Source organism: Curvibacter lanceolatus ATCC 14669 (genome assembly GCF_000381265.1).
Classification (GTDB): domain Bacteria; phylum Pseudomonadota; class Gammaproteobacteria; order Burkholderiales; family Burkholderiaceae_C; genus Curvibacter; species Curvibacter lanceolatus.
This window is the reverse complement of sequence record NZ_KB906258.1, coordinates 38,140-57,019: the sequence shown is the minus strand read 5'-3', so window position 1 is coordinate 57,019 and position 18,880 is coordinate 38,140. Positions and strand designations below refer to the sequence as shown.

The window sequence follows — 18,880 nt, the reverse complement described above, 5'->3', positions numbered from 1 at the left end:
AGCGGTGATTTATGACGGCAAGCCATCTTGCGCCACGATGGGTGGGGTCGCGGATGGCGCGGTCTGCCGTTTATGAGTGCCAGCCTGTCAGCAGTCACGTGAATGAACCGCGGTTTTCATCAGTTTTTATGATGCCCAAATAGGCCTGCTGATGCAGGTCAAAACACGGGTAAACCCCGGTCAGTCAATAACTTTTTCATTCTGTACCGTTGGCTACAATCCCGGCCACCAACCCGCATCCGATTTATCTGGCGGGTTTTTTGCTAGGTGGAAGACGGCTTTGTTGTGCCCCGGCGATCCGCCCGGGGATCGGCAGGGCATCTGACTCAACGGAGAAACTTTATGGAAATATTGCTGCAGCAGATCATCAACGGTCTGGTACTCGGCAGCATGTATGCCTTGGTAGCCCTGGGCTACACCATGGTGTACGGCATCATCAACCTGATCAACTTCGCCCACGGCGAGGTGCTGATGGTCGGGGCACTCACCAGTTGGACCATCATCGGGTTCATGAAGGACGCAATGCCTTCAGCGCCCGGCTGGCTGATCCTGCTGATCGCGGTGATCATCGCCTGCGTGGTCTCGGCAACGCTGAACTTCGTGATCGAAAAAGTGGCTTACCGGCCGCTGCGCAACAGCCCCAAGCTGGCTCCGCTGATCACGGCCATCGGCATGTCGATCCTGCTGCAGACGCTGGCCATGATCATCTGGAAGCCCAACTACAAACCCTATCCCTCGCTGCTGCCCTCGGCACCGATCGAAGTGGGTGGCGCGGTGATCACGCCCACCCAGATCCTGATCCTGGGTGTGACGGCCGTTTCGCTGGCCGTGCTGATGTGGCTGGTCAACTACACCAAGCTGGGCCGTGCCATGCGTGCCACGGCTGAGAACCCCCGCGTGGCCGCCCTGATGGGCGTGAAGCCCGACATGGTCATCTCGGCCACCTTCATCATCGGCGCCGTGCTGGCTGCCATTGCCGGCGTGATGTATGCCGCCAACTACGGCACCGTGCAGCACACCATGGGCTTCCTGCCCGGCCTCAAGGCCTTCACCGCTGCGGTGTTTGGCGGCATCGGCAACCTGGCCGGCGCCGTGGTGGGTGCCATCCTGCTGGGTCTGATCGAGTCGATCGGCTCGGGCTACATCGGCGCCCTCACCGGGGGCCTGCTGGGCAGCAACTACACCGACATCTTCGCCTTCGTGGTGCTCATCATCGTGCTGACCCTGCGTCCTTCCGGCTTGCTGGGTGAACGTGTGGCCGACCGCGCCTGATCGGGGGAATCAACATGAACCAAGACAACAAGACCCTCAAGTACGTGGCCGCTGGCGCGGCCCTGCTGCTGCTGCCGTTGGTGCTGCAGTTCTTCGGCAACGCCTGGGTGCGCATCGCCGACCTGGCCCTGCTGTACGTGATGCTGGCCCTGGGCCTGAACATCGTGGTTGGCTACGCCGGCCTGCTGGACCTGGGCTACGTGGCTTTCTATGCCGTGGGCGCCTACATGTTCGGCCTGCTGGCTTCGCCCCAGCTGACCGACAACTTTGCCTGGATCGCCTCGATGTTCCCGGGCGGCTTGCACACGCCGTGGTGGGTCATCATCCCGCTGGGTGCCGTGCTGGCGGCCTTCTTTGGCGCCTTGCTGGGGGCCCCGACGCTGAAACTGCGTGGCGACTACCTGGCGATCGTGACCCTGGGTTTCGGTGAGATCGTGCGGATCTTCATGAACAACCTGGACCACCCGATCAACATCACCAACGGCCCCAAGGGCCTGGGGCAGATCGACTCGATCAGCTTCTTCGGTCTGGACCTGGCCAAGCGCCTGTCCATCGGCGATTACGACATCAACTCGGTCACGCTGTACTACTACCTGTTCCTGGTGCTGGTGATTTTCACCGTGATCATCTGCTACCGCCTGCAGGACTCACGCATCGGTCGTGCCTGGATGGCCATCCGTGAAGACGAGATCGCCGCCAAGGCCATGGGCATCAACACCCGCAACATGAAGCTGCTGGCTTTCGGCATGGGCGCCAGCTTCGGCGGCGTGGCCGGTGCCATGTTCGGCGCCTTCCAGGGCTTTGTGTCGCCCGAGTCCTTCAGCCTGATGGAGTCGGTGATGATCGTTGCCATGGTGGTGCTGGGTGGCATTGGCCACATCCCTGGCGTGATCCTGGGTGCCGTGCTGCTGTCGGCTCTGCCCGAGGTGCTGCGCTATGTGGCCGGCCCCCTGCAGTCCATGACCGACGGCCGTCTGGACTCGGCCATCCTGCGCCAGCTGCTGATTGCGCTGGCCATGATCATCGTGATGCTGTTGCGTCCGCGTGGCCTGTGGCCCGCGCCCGAACACGGCAAGTCGCTGCAGCAAGTTCGTTAAGGAGAGACACCCATGGCAGAAACCGTACTCAAGGTGTCCGGCATTTCCAAACGCTTCGGCGGCCTTCAGGCCCTGAGCGATGTGGGCATCACCATCGAACGTGGCCAGGTCTATGGCCTGATCGGCCCCAACGGCGCCGGCAAGACCACGTTTTTCAACGTCATCACCGGGCTGTACACGCCCGACACCGGCAACTTCGAGCTGGCCGGCAAGCCCTACCAGCCGACGGCCGTGCACGAAGTGGCCAAGGCAGGCATTGCCCGCACCTTCCAGAACATCCGCTTGTTCGCTGAAATGACCGCGCTCGAGAACGTGATGGTGGGTCGCCACATCCGCACGGGCTCGGGCCTGTTGGGGGCGATCTTCCGCACTTCGGGCTTCAAGGCCGAAGAGGCCGCGATTGCCAAGCGCGCTCAGGAGCTGCTCGATTACGTGGGCATCGGCAAGTACGCCGACTTCAAGGCGCGCACGCTGTCCTACGGCGACCAACGCCGCCTGGAGATCGCCCGCGCCCTGGCCACCGACCCGCAGCTGATTGCGCTGGACGAGCCGGCCGCCGGCATGAACGCCACCGAGAAGGTGCAATTGCGCGAGCTGATCGACCAGATCCGCCGCGACAACCGCACCATTTTGCTGATCGAACACGACGTGAAGCTGGTCATGGGCCTGTGCGACCGCGTCACGGTGCTGGACTACGGCAAGCAGATTGCCGAAGGCCTGCCCGCCGACGTGCAGAAGAACGAAAAGGTGATCGAGGCTTACCTCGGCGCCGGTGGCCATTGAGTGAGAAAGACAAACCCATGACAGCGAAAACGCTTTTGAAAGTGGCTGGCCTGAAGGTGTCCTACGGGGGCATTCAGGCGGTCAAGGGCGTGGACTTCGAGGTTCACGAGGGCGAGCTGGTCTCGCTGATCGGCTCCAACGGTGCGGGCAAGACCACCACCATGAAGGCCATCACCGGGGGCCTGGCGGCCAATGCTGGCGACATCTTCTACCTGGGCAAGCCCATCAAGGGGCAGGGCGCCTGGGACCTGGTCAAGCAAGGCCTGGTGATGGTGCCCGAGGGCCGCGGTGTGTTCACCCGCATGACCATCACGGAAAACCTGCAGATGGGTGCCTTCATCCGCAACGACAAGGCCGGCGTGCTGGCCGACATCGACAAGATGTTTGCCCTGTTCCCGCGCCTCAAGGAGCGCCGCGATCAGTTGGCCGGCACCATGTCGGGCGGCGAGCAGCAGATGCTGGCCATGGCCCGCGCGCTGATGAGCCAGCCCAAGGTGTTGTTGCTGGACGAGCCCTCGATGGGCCTGTCGCCCATCATGGTCGACAAGATCTTCGAAGTGGTGCGCGATGTGTCGGCCCAGGGCGTGACCATCGTCCTGGTCGAACAGAACGCCAGCCGTGCCCTGGCCATTGCCAGCCGCGGCTACGTGATGGAATCCGGTCTGATCACCATGACCGGCAAGGGCAAGGACCTGCTGAGCGATCCCAAGGTGCGCGCCGCCTATCTGGGCGAGTAAGCCACAGCTCCTAGCGCTGCCTGCCGACGGCGCGCTGCGACTGCCAAAGCCGGGTTTCGACCCGGCTTTTTTCATGGGGCCGGCGCTTTGGGGGTCTGCCCGGAAGTGCCTGGCGCGTTAGTGGGCATGCGGTTTGGGTGGGGGCGTCAGTGGCGTGCCTGCGGATAATGGCGCCCATGCTGACCTTTTTCCAATCCTTCCCGGTGCCGCTGCAGGCCGCGGCCCTGCTGGTTCTGTCCAACCTGTTCATGACCTTTGCCTGGTACGGGCACCTCAAGAGCCTGGCGCAGACGCCCTGGTACACCGCCGCCTTCATCAGCTGGGGCATCGCGCTGTTCGAGTACCTGCTGCAGGTGCCGGCCAACCGCATCGGTTACACCCAGCTCAATGTGGGGCAACTCAAGATCATGCAGGAAGTGATCACCTTGACGGTGTTTGTGCCGTTTTCGGTGCTTTACATGCAGCAGCCGCTCAAGCTTGATTACCTCTGGGCGGGCCTGTGCATGGTGGGGGCGGTGTACTTCATCTTCCGCGGCGCCTGAGCTGTCAGCCTGAGGGGGTTCCGGGTTCAGCTGCCGCCCATCCAGGCCGGCCGGTTAGAATCAGAGGCTTTGTCATATTCTCGTCACAATCTGTGACCCCCTCAGTCCGCTAGGAGTCGCCATGCTGTTTGGCAAGCTGTTGCCCCGAGAAGGCAATTTTTTCGAGATGTTCAACCAGCACGCCCAGCACATCGTGGAGGCTGCGCGTGCGTTCTCCCAGTTGGTGGCCAACTACGGCGACCCTCATCTGCGTGAGAAGTACAACCAGGACGTGGACGCTGCCGAGCACGCCGCTGACCGCGTGACCCAGGACGTCAACCGCCTGATCCACAAGACCTTCATCACCCCGATCGACCGCGAGCAGATCCACTCGCTGATCAACACCATGGACGACGTGGCCGACCTGATCCAGGACTCGGCCGAGACCATGGCCCTGTATGACGTGCGCGTGATGACCGATGAGATCAGCCGCCTGACCGACCTGAGCCTGAAGTGCTGCGAGCGCCTGCGCGACGCGGTGCAGCTGCTCGACAAGATCGCCGACCAGCCGGTGGCCGAAGCCGCCCTCAAGACCTGCGAAGAGATCGACCGCCTGGAGTCGGACGCCGACCGCGTGATGCGCTCTGCCATGAGCAAGCTGTTCCGCGAAGAGCCCGATGTGCGCGAGGTGATCAAGCTCAAGGCCATCTACGAGTTGTTGGAAACCATCACCGACAAGTGCGAAGACGTGGCCAACCTGATCGAGGGCATCATCCTCGAGAACTCCTGATCTGGGGCACTCACATGAGCAATGTTCCGGTAGCACTGTGGGCTGTCATGGTGCTGGTCGCCATGGCCCTGGTGTTCGACTTCATGAACGGGTTTCATGATGCCGCCAACTCGATCGCCACGGTGGTGTCCACGGGGGTTCTGAAGCCCGGGCAGGCCGTGGTGTTTGCGGCCTTCTTCAATTTCATCGCCATCTTCATCTTCCACCTCAGCGTGGCCGCGACGGTGGGCAAGGGCATTGCCGATGCCGGTGTGATCGACATCCACGTGGTGTTCGGTGCCCTGGCAGGGGCCATTTTCTGGAACCTGATCACCTGGTACTACGGCATTCCCAGCAGCTCTTCGCATGCCCTGATCGGCGGCATCGTGGGTGCCGTGATCGCCAAGGCCGGCGCCAGCGCGCTGATCGGTGCCGGCATCCTGCGCACGGTGGCTTTCATCTTCATCTCGCCCTTGCTGGGCTTTCTGTTTGGCTCGCTGATGATGGTGGCCGTGGCCTGGATCTGCCGCCGCACCCGTCCGTCCAAGATCGATCGCTGGTTCCGACGCCTGCAACTGATTTCGGCCGGCGCCTACAGCCTGGGCCACGGTGGCAACGATGCGCAAAAGACCATCGGCATCATCTGGATGCTGTTGATCGCCACCGGCTACGCCTCGGCCCAGGAAACGGCCCCGCCGACCTGGACCATCATCTGCTGCTACATGGCCATCGGCCTGGGTACCATGTTCGGCGGCTGGCGCATCGTGAAGACCATGGGCCAGAAAATCACCAAGCTCAAGCCCGTGGGCGGCTTCTGCGCTGAAACCGGCGGGGCCATCACGCTGTTCATCGCCACCTTGATGGGGGTGCCGGTGTCCACCACCCACACCATCACCGGCGCCATCGTCGGCGTGGGCTCGGTGCAGCGCGCCAGCGCCGTGCGCTGGGGGGTGGCCGGCAACATCGTCTGGGCCTGGGTGCTGACCATTCCGGCCTCGGCCTTTGTGGCCGGTGTGGCTTACTGGGTGAGCCTGCAGCTGTTCTGAGCCAGCTCGCACCATCCCGAAACCATCCCGAAACCCCGCCAGCGGTCCTCCGTGGCGGGGTTTTGTTTTTCCGGCGTTCTGCTCAGGTGTTCAGGGACTCGTACAGGGCCACCAGTTCCTGCGTCAGCTTGTGGCGCGGGTCGAGGTGGATCATGGGCCGGGCCAGTTCGTGTGACTCCTTGATCTTCACGCTGGCGCTGAGGTAGGGCTGGCACACCGGCAGGCCTTCGTCGATCAGCTCCTGCACCGTGCGGCGGGGCAGGGCGGCGCGGGGCTGGAACTGGTTCACCACAATGCCGTCCACGCGCAGATCGGGGTTGTGGTCGGCCTGGATCTCCTTGACGCTGTCGAGCAGGCCATAGAGCGCCCGGCGCGAGAAGTCATCGCAGTCAAACGGGATCAGGCACGACTCGGCCGCGATCAGTGCCGAGCGGGTGTAGAAATTGAGCGCCGGCGGCGTGTCGATCCAGATCGCGTCGTAGTCGTCCGCCAGCTCTTGCAGGGCATCGCGCAGCTTGTAGATCTTGTAGCGGCTCTCCAGCTTGCCATGCAGTTCTTCCAGGGCCGGGCTGGACGGCATGACGTGCAGGTTCTCCCAGGGGGAGGCGACGATGAAGTCGCTGGTGGCCGGTGCACGCAGGGTGAACTTGAGCGTGGTGTCGAAAAAGTCGGCCACCCCGCTCAGATCCTGCTCTACCGCGTCACCCAGCAGGTAGCGGCTGGAGTTGCCCTGGGGGTCGAGGTCGACCACCAGGGTGCGTTGGCCCAGGTGCGCGCCGATGGCGGCCAGGTTGCTGGTGATGGTCGATTTGCCGACCCCGCCCTTCTGATTGAAAACAACGCGTCGCATGACCGATTCCGTGCAGTTGCAATGGGGGTATTGTGCATTGCAACATGCCCAAGGTCTTCAGGGAACCTAGGTGTGCCACCCAAGGTTCTTTGCAGGCCGCTCAGAGGTCGGTGCGCAGGCGCCAGATTTCAGGAAACAGCACCACGTCGAGCATCTTGCGCAGGTAGCTCACGCCGCCGGTGCCTCCGGTGCCGCGCTTGAAGCCGATGACGCGCTCGACCGTGGTCAGGTGGCGGAAGCGCCACAGGCGGAAGGCGTCTTCGAGGTCGGTGAGCTCTTCGCCCAGTTGGTACAGATCCCAGTGCGCCTTGGGGTCGCGGTACACCGTGAGCCAGGCCTGTTCGACGCCGTCGCTGGCCTCGTAGGGCTGGGTCCAGTCGCGCTCGGTGTGGCTGGCGGGCACGGCCAGGCCGCGGCGCGCCAGCAGACGCAGGGCCTCGTCGTACAGCGAGGCGCTCTGGTAGCGCTCCTGCACCATGGCCAGCAGCTCGGGGCGGTGCTCGTGGGGCTTGAGCATGGCGGCGTTCTTGTTGCCCAGCGCGAATTCGATGCAGCGGTACTGGTAGCTCTGGAAGCCGCTGGAGTTCACCAGGTAGGGGCGGATGGCGCTGTATTCGGGTGGTGTCATGGTGGCCAGCACGTCCCAGGCATGCACCAGTTGCTCCATGATCTTGCTGACCCGGGCCAGCATCTTGAAGGCCGTCTGCAGGTCGTCGGCCGCGATGTGGCGGATGGCGGCACCCAGCTCGTGCAGCATCAGCTTCATCCACAGTTCGCTGGTCTGGTGCTGCACGATGAACAGCATCTCGTTGTGGTCGGGCGAGCGCGGGTGCTGGGCCGTCAGGATGCTGTCCAGTTGCAGGTAGTCGCCATAGCTCATCGACTGGCTGAAGTCGAGCTGGGCGCGCTCTTCGGTCACGATGCGCTCGGTGGCGTGGGCCGGGGTCGGTTCCTGCGGCTGGTTGGGGTTGGCTTCGGTGTTGTGGTAGGGGCACATGGTGGGGGTCCTTCTTGTGTTAGCTGGGGTTGCAAAGGTCGTGGATGGGGTCGTCAGCGCGGCTGCGGCAGGCGTCTCAGCACGGCCCGCACCGGCGAGGCGTCGGCGCTGATCAGCTTCAGGGGCAGGGCGATCAATTCGTAGTCGCCTTCGGGCACCTCGTCGAGCACCAGGTTTTCCAGCACGCGCAGGCCGCGCCGGCGGATCACCTGGTGGCTGTCCAGCGTCTTGCTGTCGGCGGGGTCGATGCTGGCGCTGTCGATGCCGATCAGGCAGACCCCCAGGTCGGCCAGTTGCTCCAGGGTCTCGGGGGCCAAGGCGGGCAGGTTCGGGTCCCATTGCGTGGGGGCCTGCTGGTAGCAGCGCACCAGCACGCGCGGGGGCATGGCTTGCCCCGCGGGCAGGGCGTGGGCCAGATCAGACCAGTTCAGCAGCGGGCCGCGGCCGATGGCATGGATCACCCGGCAAGGGCCCAGAAAGGGCTCCAGCGGCAGCAGCCCGACGGGGCTGCCACCCGCGTCGTAATGCAGTGGCGCGTCGGCGTGGGCCCCCACATGGGGCGACAGGCTGAGGGTGGCGACATTCACCGGGCAGCCCGGGCCCAGGGTGGCGGCCCAGTGCTGCTGGTAGGGCGCATCGCCCGGAAACACCGGGGTGCCGACATGGATGGGGGGAGAGATATCCCAGATCTGTTGCATGGGCGCTGACGTTACTGGCGCCAGAATTTCGTGGTGTCGCTTATTTCAGACAGGCGGCGCATTTTCTGGAGCGACTAGAATAAGAATAGTTTTCATTCAGAAGGCGACTGTGCCGATGTCCAAGCCCCCCGTGGTCAGCTCCCCCGCCCAGGAGATGGGAGTCCATGAATTGCCGCTGCGCGTCGATGCGCAGGTGGTGCGCCTGGAGTTGCCCAGCTCACCCGAAGACCAGGAGTTGCTGTTGCGCCTGCTCGAAATCGGCTTTCTGCCCGGCGAGCCCGTGCGGGTGATTGCCCGCGGCTTTCCGGCCGCCGATCCGATTGCCGTGCGTGTGGGGCACACCACCTTTGCCTTGCGCAGCCATGAGGCGGCGCTGATCCGGGTGTCCCTGGCCGCCCCTGTTGAAAAGAGAATCTGATGACCGAGGCCGCTCCCTCTTTACGTGCCGCCTTGCTGGGCAACCCCAATTGCGGCAAGACCGCGCTCTTCAACCTGCTCACCGGCAGCCGCCAGAAGGTGGCCAACTATGCAGGCGTGACCGTCGAGCGCAAGGAGGGGGTGGTGGCCACGCCGGGTGGGCGGCGCGTGGTGGTGCTGGACCTGCCGGGCGCTTACAGCCTGAACGCCTTGAGTGCCGACGAGGCCGTCACGCGCGACATCGTGACCGGCCACCGGGCCGGCGAGCCGGTGCCCGATCTGCTGGTGTGCGTGGCCGATGCCACCAACCTGAAGCTCAACCTGCGCCTGGTGCTGGAGGCCCGTTCCCTGGGCCTGCCGATGGTGCTGGCCCTGAACATGAGCGATGCTGCGCGTCGCGAGGGCATCCACATCGACCGCGAGGTGCTGGCGCGTGAGCTGGGCATGCCGGTACTCGAGACCGTGGGCATCCGCCACGACGGCGCCCACGAGCTGCTGGCCTTCTTCGAGCAGTGGCAGTCCACCCGCCGCCCCGGCCAAGCGGCGCGGGCCTGGCATGCGCCCCACTTCGACGAGGTGATGGCCACCCAGCTGGAGGTGCGGCGCATCCTGGGCCTGGCGGTTCAGACCCCGGCCGACACCCTGCACACCGACGACGCCATCGACCGCGTGGTGCTGCACCCGCTGTGGGGCATGCTGATCCTGGCGTTCACCCTGTTCATGATGTTCCAGGCCGTGTTCAGCTGGGCCACCGTGCCCATGGACGCGATCAAGGGCGGCGTGGATGGCCTGGCCGAGCTGGTGCGCGAGCAGGTGCCGCCTGGTGTGCTGCAAAGCCTGCTGGCTGATGGCGTGCTGGCCGGGGCGGGCGGCGTGCTGGTGTTCCTGCCGCAGATTCTGATCCTGTTCTTCTTCATCCTGGTGCTGGAGGATTCGGGCTACCTGCCCCGGGCGGCCTTTCTGCTGGACCGGGTCATGGGTACGGTGGGTCTGTCGGGCCGCTCGTTCATCCCGCTGCTGTCGAGCTTTGCCTGCGCCATCCCTGGCGTGATGGCCACCCGCACCATCACCCATTGGCGCGACCGCCTGGTCACCATCATGATTGCCCCGTTGATGACCTGCTCGGCGCGGCTGCCGGTGTATGCGCTGCTGATCAGCGCCTTCATCCCCGAGCGCACGGTGGGCGGTGTGTTCAACCTGCAAGGCCTGGTGATGTTCGGCTTGTATGTGATGGGCATCGTCGGCGCCATGGCGGTGGCCGCGGTGTTCAAGCTGTGGCGTGGCCATGCCCGGCCCACGCCCCTGGTCATGGAGTTGCCGGCCTACCGCTGGCCCAGTCTGCGCAACCTGGCCCAGGGCCTGTTCGAGCGCGCTTCGATCTTCGTCAAGCGGGTGGGCAGCATCATCCTGGCCCTGATGGTGGTGCTGTGGTTCCTGTCCACCTACCCGGGGGCGCCCGAGGGCGCGACCGGCGCTGCCATCCAGTACAGCTTTGCCGGCCAACTGGGCCGCCTGCTGGAAACCGTGTTTGCACCCATCGGCTTCAACTGGCAGATCGCCATCGCCCTGGTGCCCGGCCTGGCCGCGCGCGAGGTGGCTGTGGGTGCCTTGGGCACGGTGTATGCCCTGTCGGCCAGCGGTGAGGATGTGGCGGCCGAACTGGGGCCCTTGATTGCGCACAGCTGGTCGCTGGCCACGGCGCTGTCCTTGCTGGTCTGGTATGTGTTTGCACCGCAGTGCATCTCGACCCTGGTCACCGTGCGCCGCGAAACCAACAGCTGGCGCTATGTGGCGCTGATGGCCGGCTACCTGTTTGCCCTGGCCTACGGGGCCAGCTGGCTCACCTATCGGATCACCTTGATGCTGGGAGGCGCTTGATCATGTGGCAGCAATGGATTGTGGGCCTGGTGGTGGCACTGGCCGGGGTGTATGCCCTGTGGTATTGGATGCCTGCCGCCTGGCGCAAGCCCCTGGGGCGCGTGCAGAAAAAGCTGGGCGAGGCCCCAGGCTGTGGTGCCTGCAGCGATTGCGCGGGCTGCGGCCCGAGCAAGCCACCGGCGGCAGGCGCCGCCAGCGGCCGGGAGCCGCTGTGGATGAAGCCGGGGGGCTGATCCGGGTTGATGGACTGATCGCAGGTCGCTTTCAAACGATGCGGTCGCCCACCACCTCGGCATAGGGCGGCAGGCCGTGCCGGGCACGGGCCTTTTCACAACCGGGGTCGCCTGCCTGCAGCTCATGGCAGGGCGCCGGGCGCCATTCGTAGATGCCGCAAGCCACCTTTTCGCCCACTTTGCCGGTGAGTGCGGCGCAGCGGATCGGCACATGGTCGGTGCCCCGCATGCGGCAGGTGCTGCCATTGACCTCGACCACCAGCCCGGACGGCACGGTGCCGCCTTGTTCGTCCAACTCGCAGACCGAGAAATCGACCCGGTAAGCGGCGCAGCAAGCGCCGCAGCTCAGGCAGGGGTGGCTCATGGCAGACCTCAGCTGACGCGCCCCAGCAGCAGGAATTCCATCAAGGCCTTTTGCACGTGCATGCGGTTCTCGGCCTCGTCCCAGACGACGGATTGGGGGCCGTCGATCACGTCGGCTTCGACTTCTTCGCCGCGGTGGGCGGGCAGGCAGTGCATGAACAAGGCGTCCGGTCGGGCCACCTTCATCATCTCGGTGTCCACGCACCAGTCGGCGAAGGCGGTGCGGCGGGCCTCGTTCTCGGCCTCGTAGCCCATGCTGGTCCAGACGTCGGTGGTCACCAGGTCGGCGTTGCGGCAGGCTTCCAGCGGGTCGCTGAATACCTCAAAGCAATCGCGGCGGCTGACGCCAGCCACGCTCTCGTTCACCTCATAACCATTGGGCGTGCTGACATGCACCTTGAAGTCGAGCAGCTCGGCTGCCTGCAGCCAGGTGTTGGCCATGTTGTTGCCGTCGCCCACCCAGGCCACCGTCTTGCCCTGGATCGAGCCGCGGTGCTCGATGTAGGTGAAGATGTCGGCCAGGATCTGGCAGGGGTGGAACTCGTTGGTCAGGCCGTTGATGACGGGCACGCGCGAGTGCTCGGCAAAGCGCTCGATCTTGTCCTGGCCGAAGGTGCGGATCATCACAAGATCGACCATGCGGCTGATCACCTTGGCGCTGTCATCGATGGGCTCGGCGCGGCCCAGCTGGCTGTCGCCGGTGGTCAGGTGAACCACCGAGCCACCCAGCTGGTACATGCCGGCCTCAAAGCTCACCCGGGTGCGGGTGCTGGCCTTCTCGAAGATCATGGCCAGCGTGCGGTCGGCCAGCGGGTGGTATTTTTCGTAGGCCTTGAACTTCTTCTTGATGATGGCGGCGCGCTGCAGCAGGTGCGCGTATTCATCGGCGCTCAGGTCCTTGAACTGCAGGTAGTGGCGCAGGGCGTTGGTGCTCATTGCGCGCCTCCCGCCAGGAAGGCCTTCACCAGCGGCGCCAGGATGGCGACGATCTGGTCGGCTTCGTCGGTGCTGAGGATCAGCGGCGGCACGATGCGGATCACGCTGTCGGCCGTCACGCTCAGCAGCAGGCCGGCTTCGGCCGCCTGGCCGGTCAGGGCGCCACAGGGGCGGTCGAGCTCGATACCGATCATCAGGCCTTGGCCGCGGATGTCCTTGACCCCGGGCAGGCTGCCCAGTTCGCGGACCAGGGCGGCGCGCAGGTGGGCGCCGACGCGGGCGGCGTTGTCCAGCAGGCCGTCTTCTTCCATGATGCGGATGGTTTCAACCCCGGCGCGCATGGCCAGCGGGTTGCCGCCGAAAGTGGTGCCGTGGTTGCCGGGCTGGAAGATGGCTGCGGCCTTGGGGCCCGCCACCACCGCGCCGATCGGCACGCCCGAGCCCAGGCCCTTGGCCAGGGGCATCACATCGGGCACGATGCCGGCCCATTGGTGGGCAAACCACTTGCCGGTGCGGCCCATGCCGCACTGCACTTCGTCGATCATCATCAGCCAGTCACGCTCGGTGCACAGGGCGCGCAACTGTTGCAGGTACTCGATCTGCATCGGGTTGATGCCGCCTTCGCCCTGGATGGTCTCGAAGAACACCGCCACCACGTTCGGGTTGCCTTCGGTGGCCTTCTTGAGGGCTTCGATGTCGTTCACCGGCACACGCAGAAAGCCTTCGACCAGGGGGCCGAAGCCTTGCTGGATCTTCTGGTTGCCGGTGGCCGACAGGGTGGCGATCGAGCGGCCGTGGAAGGCCTTCTCATAGACCACGATGACGGGCCGGTCGATGCCCTTGTCATGGCCGAACTTGCGGGCCAGTTTGATGGCGGCTTCGTTGGCTTCCAGGCCGGTGGAGCAGAAAAACACATTGCTCATGCCCGAGAACTCGACCAGCTTGGTCGCCAGGGCTTCCTGGCCGGGCACGTGGTAGTAGTTGCAGCAATGGATCAGCTTAGCGATCTGGTCTTGCAGGGCGGGCACCAGCTTGGGGTGGTTGTGCCCCAGGGTGTTGACGGCAATGCCAGCCAGACCGTCGAGGTACTTTCGCCCATTCACGTCCCAGACCCAGGCGCCTTGCCCGTGCGACATCGCGATGGGCAGGCGGCCATAGGTGTTCATCACGTGGGGTGAAGAGGCCTCAATCAGTGCGGTCATGCTGTACTCCAAAACAGGGCTTAAGGTCGCCAAAAACCAGGTCCCGTTCTATAAAGGCGTGTCGGTCGGGCTTGGCATCGGTCTTGCGATGTCTCGGAGGCCCTGCCGGGATGGATTCCCGGGCGGGCTGAAGGGACATTTCGCTTGGCGGATTTCAAGCCCGGCTGGGTGCCAGCGGGGCCGGTTTTTGGCCGGTAGCTCAGCGACGGTCAAACCGCTGAAACGCAATTCTAGGCGCTGCTTGGCGAAGCTTTTTTGACCATTTCGCATTACAGCAATGCATGTCGTCAGGTGGTTTTTAGTCTTATATAAGATAGAATACTCATGCTGAACCGGGCAGTGATCCTGTCTGAGCTTCTTCCAACCCCACAAGCCCTCACCCCCATGGTTTCTGATTCCGCCAAAGAAGTCTTCATCCAGGGTCTTACCCATGATGGCAAGACCTTCCGGCCCAGCGATTGGGCTGAGCGCCTGGCGGGTGTCATGAGTCAGTTCCGTCCTGGCGGGGCCCACCCGGGCAGTCACCTGAGCTATTCGCCCTGGTGCATTCCGACCACGCTCAATGGCATCAAGTGTGTGGTGGTGCATCGGGATCTGCGCGATTTCGAGCCCATGGCCTGGGATTTCGTGCTCAATTTCGCACGCGACAACCACCTGCAGGTTGCCGAAGCCTGCCTGGTGCCTGACGCTCCCTCCAAGCCCAAAGCGGGCTGAACTGCCGGTTGATCTGCGGCAGGCGCTTGCGTTTGTAACGCTGGCGGGCCATTCGACTCTTCTATCATCGGCCGCATGACGACCGATCTGATTCTGGCCTGGGGCCTGGCTGCACTCGAAACCGGCTTGCTGCTGGCCTTGTTGTGGGGCATCTGGCACCTGGCGGGGCGGCTGCGCCATTGGCTGGACGACTCTGTGGCGCGGTCGTGCGATGAGGAGCTGGCTGATCACCACGCCGAACCCCATTCGGACCGACTGGCGCTGCCGGTGCGCGTGCCTGGCTGGATGCCCTACTTGCGTTCGCTGCTGGCTCGGGTTGTCGAGTTGATGGCCATCTTCCTGTCGGCTGCGCTGCTTTTCTCCTGGCTGAGCTCGGTGCTGCTGCTGTTCCCGCTGACCGAAGGCGTTGGGCATCGGCTGGGCGGTTTTCTGGGCGATGCGCTCAGCACGGTGGGTGGGGGCCTGCTCAAGCAGTTGCCCGGGCTGATCGTGGTGGTGGTGATCGTGGCCCTGGCGCAGGCGGCGGTGCAGGCCTCCAACACGCTGTTCCGGGCCGTGTCGCGGCGGCAGCTGCAGTTGTCGGTGATCCACCCGGAAACCGCCAGCGCCACCCGGCGCCTGGTGGCGTTGGCGATCTGGGCCTTTGCCGTGGTGGCGGCCTACCCCTATCTGCCGGGCTCGCAGAGCGATGCCTTCAAAGGGCTGTCGGTGCTGCTGGGGGCGATGGTGACCCTGGGCTCCAGCGGGGTGGTGAACCAGCTCATGAGCGGCCTGGTGCTGGTGTATTCGCGGGCCCTGCGGGTGGGCGATCACGTGGTCATCGGGCAGGGGGCTGATGCGGTGGAAGGGGTGGTGCAGCAGGTGGGTGGCCTGGCCACCAAGCTGGTCAATGTGCGCAACGAGGAGATCACCATTCCCAATGCGGTGCTCATGAGCAATGCCATCAAGAACTACTCCAGGCTGTCGGGCAGTTCGGGCACCCTGTTCAGCACCCGCATCAGCATCGGCTACGACGCCGAGTGGCGGCAGGTGCACGCCCTGATGTTGCAGGCCGCCGCGCGCACGCCGGGTTTGCGCTCCGAACCCAAGCCCTATGTGCTGCAGCGGGCCCTGGGCGATTTCTATGTCGAGTACGAGCTGCTGGCCCACCTGGACCGGCCGCTGCAGCGCCTTCTGGTGCTGTCGCACCTGCACGAGAACCTGCAGGATTGTTTCAATGAGGCGGGGGTCCAGATCATGTCGCCGCATTTCATGATGCAGCCCGCCCAGCCGGTGATGGTGCGGCGCGAGGCGCCATGACCCCGTGCCCGTGTCGGGCATGGTGCAAAAACGACAGGCAACAAAAAACCGCCCGTAGGCGGTTTTTGCTTTGCTGACAGCGCACCCGTGGCAAACGGCGGACAGAACGCTTGAAAAGCGGCCCGTCCGGGCTGTTTTACCTGAAAACTCAGGCGGCGAGGGCCAGGGCCTTCACCTTGGCGGCCAGGCGGCTCTTGTCGCGCGCGGCCTTGTTCTTGTGGAAGATGCCCTTGTCGGACACGATGTCGACCACGCTCTGGGCCTTGGCAAAGGCTTCAGCAGCCTTGGTCTTGTCGCCGGCGGCGACGGCCTTCTCGACGTTCTTCACAGCGGTGCGGTACTTGGAGCGCAGCGAGGTGTTGGCGGCGTTGATCTTGACGTCTTGGCGAACGCGCTTGCGGCCGGAGGCCAGACGCGGGTTCTTTTTCTTGGGCTTGGTAGATGCCATTTTTAAATTCCTTGTGTGTTTGGAGATGTTGCCAGCAAAGCCCGCGATTGTAGCCCAGCTGTCATGAAGCGTCCAATATTGGCGCCTTGGACTGCGCATACACTCGGTGCGTGACCCTTTTCAAAGCCGCCTCTACCGTCTCGCTGCTCACGCTGGCGTCCCGAATCACCGGTCTGGTGCGGGAGTTGCTGGTGGCCTCGGCCTTTGGTGCCAGCGCGATGACCGACGCCTTCAATGTGGCGTTCCGCATTCCCAACCTGTTTCGCCGCTTCTTTGCCGAAGGGGCATTCAGCCAGGCTTTCATCCCGGCGCTGGCGGCCAGCAAGGAGCAGCACGGCGAGGAGGCCACCCGGCGCGTGATCAGCCAGGTGGCCACGGTGCTGGCCTGGGCCCTGGTGCTCACCTGCGTGCTGGGCGTGCTGGGCGCGCCCTTGATGGTCTGGGGCATGGCCAGCGGCCTGCAGCAAGACCCGGCCGGTTATGACGCGGCGGTGTTCATGACCCGCTGGATGTTCCCCTACATCGGTTTCATGTCGATGGTGGCCCTGTCGGCCGGGGTGCTCAACACCTGGAAGCGTTTTGCCGTGCCCGCCGCCACCCCGGTGTTGCTGAACCTGTCGATGATCCTGGCCGCCTGGCAAGGCGCGCCGTGGCTGGCGCGCATGAACATCGAACCTATTTTTGCCATGGTCGGTGGCGTGATGCTGGGCGGCGTGCTGCAACTGCTGGTGCAGGTGCCGGCGCTGCGCCGCCTGGGGCTTTTGCCGCGCATCGGTCTGAGCTGGCGTCAGCTGCGCCAGGCCTGGCAAGACCCGGCCACACAGCAGGTGGTCGGGCTGATGCTGCCGGCTCTGCTCGGGGTGGGCGTGGCCCAGATCTCAATGATGATCAACACCCAGATCGCCTCGCACCTGGCCCCGGGCAGCGTCAGCTGGATCACCTATGCCGACCGGCTGATGGAGTTCCCGACCGCCATGCTGGGTGTGGCGCTGGGCGTGGTGCTGATGCCTCAGCTGGCGGCCGCGCGCTCGCGCAAGGACACCGCAGGCTATTCCGACCTGCTCGACTGGGGCCTGCGCCTGGTCATGTTGATGTCGGTGCCCAGCGCCGTGGCCCTGCTGACCTTTGCCAAACCCCTGGTGGCCACGCTGTACCACTACGGCCATTTCAGCGATCGCGACGTGCTGCAGACCACCACCGCCCTGATGGGCTGGGGCGTGGGCCTGGTGGGTGTGGTGGCGATCAAGGTGCTGGCGCCGGGCTACTTCGCCAACCAGGACACGCGCACGCCGGTGCGCATCGCCATCGGCGTGCTGGTGCTGACCCAGGTCTTCAACTACCTGCTGGTGCCCTACCTGGAGCACGCGGCGCTCACGCTGTCGATCGGCCTGGGGGCCCTGGTCAATGCGGGCTGGTTGCTGGTGGGCCTGATGCGCCGCGGCTCTTACCGCCCGCTGCCCGGCTGGGGCCTGTTCATGCTGCAGGTGGTGGCGGGCAGCGCGGTGCTGGCCATCTTCCTGATCTGGGCGGCCAACAACTACGCCTGGCTGACCTTGCGCGACACCCCCTTCGTGCGGGTGGCTCTGCTGGGCGGGGTGATGCTGGGGGCCATGTTGATTTATTTCGGTGCCTTGTGGGCCGCCGGCCTCAAACTGCGCCATCTGCTGCGGCGTTGATCTGGCCCCATGAGCGGCGGGCAAGCCCTCTCGCCGGTAGGCGTCACGGGCTTGACGGTCGTGTTCACCCCATTTAAAACCTGACCATGGAACTGCGCTTTTCCGCTCCCACCCCCTTGGCGTACTTCCGCACGCTGGTGCAGAGCGACGACCAATTCCCGCTGCTCGAAGCCGTGGCCAGCCTGGGCCACGACGAGTACCCCGAGCTGGATGTGCAGCAGGTGCTGGGCGATGTGGACCAGTTGCAGGCCAGGTTGCGGCGGCGCATCGCCACCGACGCCGCGGCCATGCAGAAGCTGCAGGTGCTGAACCAGTTCTTTTTTGCCGACCTGGGCTTTGGCGGCAACCTCAACAACTACTACGACCCCGACAACAGCTACCTGCACGCCGTGCTGCGCACCCGCCAGGGCATCCCCATCTCGCTGGCGGTGCTGTGGCTGGAGTTGGCCCAGGGCCTGGGGCTGCAGGCGCAGGGGGTGGGGTTTCCGGGGCACTTTCTGGTCAAGGTGAACCTGGCCGAGGGGCAGGTGGTGATCGATCCCTTCAATGGCCAGTCCCTTGGCCGCGAAGCCCTGTCCGAGCGGCTTGAGCCTTTCCGCCACCGCAGCGGCCTGGGCGACGATTTCGAGGCCCCGCTGGGCCTGTACCTGCAGGCCGCGCGGCCACGCGACGTGGTGGCACGCATGTTGCGCAATCTGAAAGAGATCCACCGGGCCCAGAAAGACTGGGAGCGCCTGGTGGCGGTGCAGAACCGCCTGGTGATCCTGCTGCCCGATGCCTGGGTCGAGTACCGCGACCGCGGGCTGGCCCTGGCCGAGCAGGGCCAGGACGCGTTGGCCCGCGAAGACCTGCAGACCTACCTGCGCCATGCCCTGGACGCGGTCGACGTGGCCGAAGTGGCGGATCGCCTGGCCAGCCTGCGCTCCTCGGGCGCCTGAACCCAC

At 64.8% G+C, this 18,880-nt stretch carries 21 protein-coding genes; 14 read left to right on the top strand and 7 right to left on the bottom strand.

Annotated features, from left to right (window positions below; all coding sequences use genetic code 11):
- Positions 1-342 precede the first annotated feature (342 nt).
- The 7 genes from F624_RS0112505 (at position 343) to F624_RS0112475 (ending at position 6,225) form a co-directional block, all read left to right on the top strand.
- Positions 343-1,272, top strand: coding sequence for a branched-chain amino acid ABC transporter permease (locus tag F624_RS0112505; RefSeq protein WP_027478040.1), 930 nt, complete (start codon positions 343-345; stop codon positions 1,270-1,272).
- A 14-nt stretch (positions 1,273-1,286) separates the two neighbouring features.
- A complete protein-coding gene (locus F624_RS0112500) occupies positions 1,287-2,369 on the top strand; it encodes an ABC transporter permease subunit (protein WP_019574647.1) in 1,083 nt (360 codons plus the stop codon).
- A 12-nt stretch (positions 2,370-2,381) separates the two neighbouring features.
- Positions 2,382-3,152: an ABC transporter ATP-binding protein gene (locus F624_RS0112495; protein WP_019574646.1), complete on the top strand. Its 771-nt coding sequence runs from the start codon at positions 2,382-2,384 to the stop codon at positions 3,150-3,152.
- A gap of 17 nt (positions 3,153-3,169) precedes the next feature.
- Complete coding sequence (locus tag F624_RS0112490; protein ID WP_157443456.1) at positions 3,170-3,889, top strand: ABC transporter ATP-binding protein; 720 nt, start codon at positions 3,170-3,172, stop codon at positions 3,887-3,889.
- Positions 3,890-4,056: 167 nt separating this feature from the next.
- Complete coding sequence (locus tag F624_RS0112485; RefSeq protein WP_019574644.1) at positions 4,057-4,431, top strand: DMT family protein; 375 nt, start codon at positions 4,057-4,059, stop codon at positions 4,429-4,431.
- Between the two features lie 121 nt (positions 4,432-4,552).
- Positions 4,553-5,200, top strand: a complete 648-nt coding sequence (locus F624_RS0112480; RefSeq protein ID WP_019574643.1) for a DUF47 domain-containing protein — start codon at positions 4,553-4,555, stop codon at positions 5,198-5,200.
- Between the two features lie 14 nt (positions 5,201-5,214).
- On the top strand, positions 5,215-6,225 hold the full coding sequence (locus tag F624_RS0112475) for an inorganic phosphate transporter (RefSeq protein WP_031254868.1): 1,011 nt from the start codon (positions 5,215-5,217) through the stop codon (positions 6,223-6,225).
- An 82-nt stretch (positions 6,226-6,307) separates the two neighbouring features.
- Here F624_RS0112475 and F624_RS0112470 read toward each other — a convergent pair whose 3' ends face one another.
- The 3 genes from F624_RS0112470 to kynB all read right to left on the bottom strand — a co-directional run bounded on the left by F624_RS0112470 (position 6,308) and on the right by kynB (position 8,770).
- Positions 6,308-7,075, bottom strand: a complete 768-nt coding sequence (locus F624_RS0112470) for a ParA family protein (RefSeq protein ID WP_019574641.1) — start codon at positions 7,073-7,075, stop codon at positions 6,308-6,310.
- A gap of 100 nt (positions 7,076-7,175) precedes the next feature.
- The gene (gene kynA, locus F624_RS0112465) at positions 7,176-8,072 is read right to left on the bottom strand and encodes a tryptophan 2,3-dioxygenase (protein ID WP_019574640.1); all 897 of its coding nucleotides are present in this window, start codon (positions 8,070-8,072) and stop codon (positions 7,176-7,178) included.
- Between the two features lie 53 nt (positions 8,073-8,125).
- The gene (gene kynB / locus F624_RS0112460) at positions 8,126-8,770 is read right to left on the bottom strand and encodes an arylformamidase (protein ID WP_019574639.1); all 645 of its coding nucleotides are present in this window, start codon (positions 8,768-8,770) and stop codon (positions 8,126-8,128) included.
- A gap of 115 nt (positions 8,771-8,885) precedes the next feature.
- On the opposite strand from kynB, the gene F624_RS0112455 reads away from it, so the two are divergent.
- From F624_RS0112455 to F624_RS0112445, 3 genes are read left to right on the top strand one after another with little or no spacing between them, the layout of a single operon-like run.
- On the top strand, positions 8,886-9,188 hold the full coding sequence (locus tag F624_RS0112455) for a FeoA family protein (RefSeq protein ID WP_019574638.1): 303 nt from the start codon (positions 8,886-8,888) through the stop codon (positions 9,186-9,188).
- Complete coding sequence (feoB, locus tag F624_RS0112450) at positions 9,188-11,065, top strand: ferrous iron transporter B (protein ID WP_019574637.1); 1,878 nt, start codon at positions 9,188-9,190, stop codon at positions 11,063-11,065. The genes F624_RS0112455 and feoB overlap by 1 nt, the downstream gene beginning before the upstream one ends.
- 2 nt (positions 11,066-11,067) lie before the next feature.
- Positions 11,068-11,298, top strand: a complete 231-nt coding sequence (locus F624_RS0112445) for a FeoB-associated Cys-rich membrane protein (protein WP_043425948.1) — start codon at positions 11,068-11,070, stop codon at positions 11,296-11,298.
- 31 nt (positions 11,299-11,329) lie between these two features.
- On the opposite strand, the gene F624_RS0112440 is transcribed toward F624_RS0112445, so the two are convergent.
- The 3 genes from F624_RS0112440 to F624_RS0112430 are packed head-to-tail and all read right to left on the bottom strand — an operon-like array spanning position 11,330 to position 13,799.
- Complete coding sequence (locus F624_RS0112440; RefSeq protein WP_019574635.1) at positions 11,330-11,662, bottom strand: YkgJ family cysteine cluster protein; 333 nt, start codon at positions 11,660-11,662, stop codon at positions 11,330-11,332.
- A gap of 8 nt (positions 11,663-11,670) precedes the next feature.
- The gene (gene argF / locus F624_RS0112435) at positions 11,671-12,597 is read right to left on the bottom strand and encodes an ornithine carbamoyltransferase (RefSeq protein ID WP_019574634.1); all 927 of its coding nucleotides are present in this window, start codon (positions 12,595-12,597) and stop codon (positions 11,671-11,673) included.
- A complete protein-coding gene (locus F624_RS0112430; protein WP_031254861.1) occupies positions 12,594-13,799 on the bottom strand; it encodes an aspartate aminotransferase family protein in 1,206 nt (401 codons plus the stop codon). Before F624_RS0112430 ends, argF begins: the two co-directional genes overlap by 4 nt.
- 384 nt (positions 13,800-14,183) lie before the next feature.
- On the opposite strand from F624_RS0112430, the gene F624_RS0112425 reads away from it, so the two are divergent.
- Entirely contained in the window at positions 14,184-14,513 is a 330-nt protein-coding gene (locus F624_RS0112425; RefSeq protein WP_019574632.1) for a DUF3579 domain-containing protein, read from the top strand.
- 75 nt (positions 14,514-14,588) lie between these two features.
- A complete protein-coding gene (locus F624_RS0112420) occupies positions 14,589-15,812 on the top strand; it encodes a mechanosensitive ion channel family protein (protein ID WP_019574631.1) in 1,224 nt (407 codons plus the stop codon).
- 148 nt (positions 15,813-15,960) lie between these two features.
- Here F624_RS0112420 and rpsT read toward each other — a convergent pair whose 3' ends face one another.
- On the bottom strand, positions 15,961-16,260 hold the full coding sequence (rpsT, locus tag F624_RS0112415) for a 30S ribosomal protein S20 (RefSeq protein WP_019574630.1): 300 nt from the start codon (positions 16,258-16,260) through the stop codon (positions 15,961-15,963).
- A gap of 110 nt (positions 16,261-16,370) precedes the next feature.
- On the opposite strand from rpsT, the gene murJ reads away from it, so the two are divergent.
- Entirely contained in the window at positions 16,371-17,936 is a 1,566-nt protein-coding gene (murJ, locus tag F624_RS0112410; protein ID WP_019574629.1) for a murein biosynthesis integral membrane protein MurJ, read from the top strand.
- Positions 17,937-18,022: 86 nt separating this feature from the next.
- Complete coding sequence (locus F624_RS0112405; RefSeq protein ID WP_019574628.1) at positions 18,023-18,874, top strand: SirB1 family protein; 852 nt, start codon at positions 18,023-18,025, stop codon at positions 18,872-18,874.
- Positions 18,875-18,880: the final 6 nt, after the last annotated feature.